Below are 5,496 nucleotides of genomic sequence, written 5' to 3'. Positions count from 1 at the left end.
TGGATAACATCTTATGTGGAAGCTTTAAAATCCACATTTGAAGTCAAATCCTATGATTGCTGTATCTTAGGAGAGGTGGATAAATCCGAATTTTCCGAGCATGATTTGCATCAGCATTTCGTAAATGGGGGAATTGAAATAGCCGTGAAAAAGCTGTTAAAATTAGAACCCCAGGAAATAAACATCCTGGCTTTTAGCATAGGAGGAACCATTGCCTGGAAAGCCGGACTTGAAGGTTTAAAAATCAATCATTTATTTGCGGTTTCCTCCACTAGATTACGATTGGAAACAAAAAAGCCAAATTGTCCGGTGAAGCTCTATTATGGAGAAAAAGACAGTTTTAGACCTAATAAGGAATGGTTAAATAAACTAAATCTTTCCTATAAAATATGGGAGAACAAGGAGCATCAAATGTATAAAGAGTTAGCTGTAGGTAACAAAATATCCAGGGAAATCACCCAAAAGATCCTAACATAAAACGCTACATCCCTTTTCTAAAAAAAATCAAATCAATACTGACCTTCGGAAATACTCACCCGAATATTCTTTTTTGATTTACCTTTAACTTAAATAAGTTTTTTTCGTTAAAATCTGAATAACATTTAGAAAAAGGAAGCATTTTTTTACCAAAATCATGCCTACATATCAACGAAAAACTTCTATTAAAAATGATTGTCCTATTGAAAAAACCTTGCAGCTAATTTATGGTAAATGGGAACCCGCCATTTTAAGTAATCTATTAAAAGGGAATTTAAGATAAAAAGATATTCAAAAAGGACTGCCAGAAGCCTCGAAAAGAGCTTTAACGCAACAGCTTAAAGAAATGGTGGATGATGGGCTTATTCAGAAAAAAGATTTCCATCAGTTTCCAAAAAAGGTGGAATATTCCTTGACTTCTCTGGGCCTTTACCTTTCCCCTGTTTTTAAAGAAATGAGAAATTATGGAGAAAAATTCTAATAGGGTAAAATTTACCTCTTATTGGGTGACTTACATAGATGAAATATTTTTACTGTCTGAATTTTAACTAAAATAAACAATGAAGAATAAAGGAGTAATCATTCTAGGAAGTTCCCGAAGCAATGGGAATACCCATAAGGTAGTTACATTTTTCAAAGAAAAAACAGGCTTTGATCTCATCGATTTAAATTCAAAGAATATTGGAGAGTTCGACTATAATTTTGAAAATAGAAACGATGATTTTATACCGCTTATTAAACAAATAGTGGACAAGTATGAAGTCCTAATTTTTGCTACTCCTGTCTACTGGTATGCCATGAGTGGCATTATGAAAACTTTCTTTGACCGTATTTCCGATTGCCTAAAGATTGAAAAAGAAACTGGCAGAAAATTGAGGGGAAAATCTATGGGAATGATTAGTTGTGGGGCAGATTTAGAGCTAAAAGATGGTTTTTCCATGCCCTTTAAAGAAAGTGCCAATTACTTGGGAATGAATTATCTAGGGGATGTCCATTCCTGGATTGAAGAAGAGGAAATTCCAAAGCCCGTACAATCCCAATTAATTCATTTTATTGAAAATAATATAAAAACAGTAGATTTAATCTAACCGTCCTATAGTATTATGCCTCATTTCATAATTGAATGCTCTGAAAATGTTTTAAATTTTAAATCTAAGGATGAAATTCTTCGAAAAATCTATAAGGTGGCAGAAGCATCCCAGCTCTTTGCCCCAAATGATATCAAAGTAAGATTAAATTCCTTTAAAGACTTTATTGTAGGAAAAGATAATGCTGATTTCATTCATGTTTTTGCATCTATAATGGAAGGTAGAAGTACAGAGCAAAAGGCTCAACTATCCAAAGAGGTGGTAAAAAATTTAATTGAAATACTTCCTGAAGTACCAAATATTGCCATGAACGTGGATGAGTTTGAAAAATCGACTTATTGCAATCGAAAAATGATGTAAAAAACTTTATCAGAGGTCTTAAAACCGTCGTTAATCAGGAAAAAACCGTTTTATCAATGGTTTTACTTTTCTTAGATTTTAACTTTTTCAAAAAATCAGGCATATATGGATTTCAGAGCTTATCTTAAACGGATTAATTTTAAGGGAGAAATAAGCCCTACCCTGAAAGTATTACAAAAACTGCAAAAATCTCATTTATTAAAGGTACCCTTTGAAAATCTGGATATTCATTATGGCATTCCTATTGAGTTAAATCTTGACAAGATCTATGATAAAATTGTCCTAAAAAAAAGAGGAGGATTTTGTTACGAACTCAATGGATTGTTCTATGAATTGCTTTCCTGGATTGGATTTAATGTAAAAAGAATTTCTGCAAGAGTATACGACAAAGAAAAAGGTTATGGACAAGAATATGATCATATGGCCATGATTGTCAATATTGATGGAACAAACTACCTCACAGATGTAGGGTTCGGGGAATTTACATTTGCACCATTAAAATTGGAATTGGAAAAAATACAAGAGGATGAACGAGGTAGTTTTGTATTTGATCAATATGATGAAGGTTACTTCAGAGTCAATAAAATAGAAAATGATGAATGGGCCCCGGAGTACATTTTCAAAAATATACCCAGAAGCTTTCAAGACTTTTCATCAATGTGTCTATTTCACCAGACTAGTCCGAAATCTCATTTTACTCAAAAAAAACTTATAACTCTGCCTACTATTGAAGGACGAATTACCTTAACCTCTCAACAACTAAAAAAGAGTTCTATCCAAACAATTCGGGAAATAAAAGTAAAAGATGACACTGAATTTGAAAGTGCCTTGAAGGACTACTTTCACCTGGATGCAACCTCATTCCTAAAGAATAATAAAGGACAAATTCAAAGCAGAACTTTTTCCAAATAATAAGTCTCCGTTAGTTACCAATACCATTCGTAGGTATTTTCTTCACATGACTAATAGGCCAATTTCATGAGTTTTGAATTTGGCCTATTGTCATTTTAAAATTTATCTATAATTAAAACCAATTATTCAAAATGTTTTACCCCAATTGCTTCATAGAGTTCCGCGGGTTTGTAAATTTTCCCATCTTTCATGGTGAGCTCTACCCTTCTTATGTCGCTGATATTTTCTAATGGATTGCCATCTACTAAAATTAGGTCAGCAAGCTTTCCTTCTTCAATAGAACCCAATTGATCTTGGACACCAATAACTTCCGCAGAAACCAGGGTTGCTATCTTTAACACTTCAGCGTTTGGAATACCGGCTTTCACATAGTTTTCCAATTCTTTATGGAGGGAAAATCCTGCCATTGCATCTGTTCCCGGAACTATTGTTATTCCATTGATATGAAGTTCATTTACAATTTCAAGGAGCTTTTCATAAGATTCTTTATACTGCCCTAACTTTCCTTCTGGAATAGGTAAACCACCTGAGAAATAACCCCGCTTCACCTGGACTGGAAGCCTATTCAGTATTTCTTTTAACATAGGACTGGGTTCACCAGGAAGGGAAGCCATAAGGCCTTCAAAGATAGAAACTGTTGGATCTACTACTATATTATTTTCCTTTAACAGTTTTATGAATCCTTTAAATTCATGGCTTTTCAAGTCGATATTTCGAGCATGTTCGGCTACCATCGAAAATCGAAGAGGTGTTCGTGTATCTATGGTATCTGATAGAAAATTGAGCACCAACATATTTACGTGCTGAATTTCATCATAACCATTTACCACCGCTTGTTCTGCCCGCATAAATGCAGGTATGTGGCCACTTAACCTCAAGTTCTGTTCGTGTGCCCTTTCTGCCAAAGGCTTTACCCAATCTGGATCAATTGAACTGTATAATTTAATCTGTTGATATCCCCTTTCTTTATAAAAATCAATGGCCTCAAGACCTTCTTCAAGCGAACTTACAATTTTACCTAGTGGGCCAGCATAGGGTCCAGCTTGATCAATAAATCCGGACATTACCAAAACTCTTGGTCCTATGGAAAGATTATTATCAAATTCCTCCTTAATCTCGAGTAGCTCAAGGGAGTTGGCTAGATCTCTGGTGGAAGTCACTCCACCAGCCAAATTTAATATTCCATCTGTTCTATCTAAATGGCCATGCATATCGAATAAGCCAGGAAGCAAAGTTTTTCCCGTTCCGTCAATGGTCAATGTGGCATTAGGGATAGATTCATCTTCCGAAAAAATATTTGCTATTTTATTTTCTCGAACAACAACCGTCTTGTTATCTAATATTGCACTACTTTTAACATCAAAAATATTTACATTCTTAATCACCACCGGACCTGTGGGTCTCTCAGTGAGCTGCTTAGCAAGCTTATTATAATAATCTTTTCTTTTATCCGTCTGAATATCCAGGAGCTGAGTACGAAGGGTATCATATCCGGATCTGATACATGACAGCCATGAAGAAACCGAAGCAAAAAAACGTTTTTCATCGTCCATCCAAACATAAGTAGGCGTAAAATCAAGTCCTGTTACTTCTACCAAATTCAGGTTTAAATTGTCATTGATTTGAACGTTTTTAACATCTGCTATTTTAGCCGTACCGCTGGGTAATAATGAGATTGTTTTATCTTTAGCGTCCAGTAATTTTCGCATCAATAACTCGGAGCTACCAAAGGTCCCATTCACTGGGATATAAAATGCTTTTCCATCAGAGGAAACTGTACCCTTTTCGGATTTACTTTTCCATTCAGCTACTTTTTCATCAAAAGTGAATTTTTCATTTACAGAATCCTTTAGATAATTGTGCCCTTTGATTTTCAATTCATCCATCAGACCTTCGGAGTTTAAATGAATTTTTTCCTCCAAATAAGGTCCTCTTCCCCTATCATTAAATTCAAAGACAAAACTAAAATAACCGGCTTCATCTTTATAGCTTTTATGATAGCCCGCCAAATTATCTCCCATGTAAACGTCATACTCGAGGGCTTGAAAAGGTAATTCCTTTTCTGTTTGATTGCATGCAAAAAAAATGATCAGTGATAGAAAAATAAGTACTAAATTCTTCATAAATTTTTATTTTGGTTAGCGATTAGCATTTCATAACACCTCATCCCCGATTTGCTCATATTTTATTTTCTTCCAAAAATTAATGAATCTTAATATTTCGTCAAAATAATGTAATAATTTTAGTTTCCATATCTTTTATTTCTTACAACAAAAGTGTAATCACAGTATTTTCTTACTATACCCATTCACCAAAAAACACAAAGGATTAATAAAAGGAAAAAACAACATTCGTCATAATACCCAGGCTCTCAAATTAGCAATTAAATTAAAGGAGATTTAAGCCGGAGAAGTATCCCTTGGTAGAGTCGACAGGAAATAGGAAAGGTTTTAAAATGAAGGCAACTTTCTCATAGAAATCATCACAACATAAGGAAAACTTCTAACTCCAGCTTAACAACAAGGGCCAAAAACAAACTATGCCAGGCTTATTGCATTAATTTGTGATTTTCCAACCAAAAAAAAGCGCAGAAATCTGCGCTTTTTTTTGAAACTGTTCTATGGATTTAACCCTTTGATTACTTGGGATCAAGGGCTAA

General features: G+C 34.3%; 6 protein-coding genes. 5 read left to right on the top strand and 1 reads right to left on the bottom strand.

Annotated features, from left to right (window positions below):
- From E1171_RS23800 to E1171_RS10375, 5 genes are all read left to right on the top strand, one after another.
- On the top strand, nucleotides 1–477 hold a 477-nt coding region (locus E1171_RS23800), incomplete at its 5' end, for an alpha/beta hydrolase (protein ID WP_187696383.1).
- A gap of 289 nt (nucleotides 478–766) precedes the next feature.
- Nucleotides 767–958, top strand: a complete 192-nt coding sequence (locus E1171_RS24925; RefSeq protein WP_187696384.1) for a winged helix-turn-helix transcriptional regulator — start codon at nucleotides 767–769, stop codon at nucleotides 956–958.
- A gap of 79 nt (nucleotides 959–1,037) precedes the next feature.
- The gene (locus E1171_RS10385) at nucleotides 1,038–1,565 is read left to right on the top strand and encodes a flavodoxin family protein (protein ID WP_155205939.1); all 528 of its coding nucleotides are present in this window, start codon (nucleotides 1,038–1,040) and stop codon (nucleotides 1,563–1,565) included.
- Between the two features lie 15 nt (nucleotides 1,566–1,580).
- A complete protein-coding gene (locus E1171_RS10380) occupies nucleotides 1,581–1,925 on the top strand; it encodes a 5-carboxymethyl-2-hydroxymuconate Delta-isomerase (RefSeq protein ID WP_155205938.1) in 345 nt (114 codons plus the stop codon).
- 105 nt (nucleotides 1,926–2,030) lie between these two features.
- The gene (locus E1171_RS10375; protein WP_155205937.1) at nucleotides 2,031–2,837 is read left to right on the top strand and encodes an arylamine N-acetyltransferase family protein; all 807 of its coding nucleotides are present in this window, start codon (nucleotides 2,031–2,033) and stop codon (nucleotides 2,835–2,837) included.
- 122 nt (nucleotides 2,838–2,959) lie between these two features.
- Here the strand turns inward: E1171_RS10375 and E1171_RS10370 are convergent, their stop codons facing one another.
- On the bottom strand, nucleotides 2,960–4,960 hold the full coding sequence (locus E1171_RS10370; RefSeq protein WP_155205936.1) for an amidohydrolase family protein: 2,001 nt from the start codon (nucleotides 4,958–4,960) through the stop codon (nucleotides 2,960–2,962).
- Nucleotides 4,961–5,496 lie beyond the last annotated feature (536 nt).

The organism is Xanthovirga aplysinae, assembly GCF_009711365.1.
GTDB classification, from domain to species: domain Bacteria; phylum Bacteroidota; class Bacteroidia; order Cytophagales; family Cyclobacteriaceae; genus Xanthovirga; species Xanthovirga aplysinae.
This window is presented reverse-complemented; position numbering and strand designations above follow the sequence as displayed.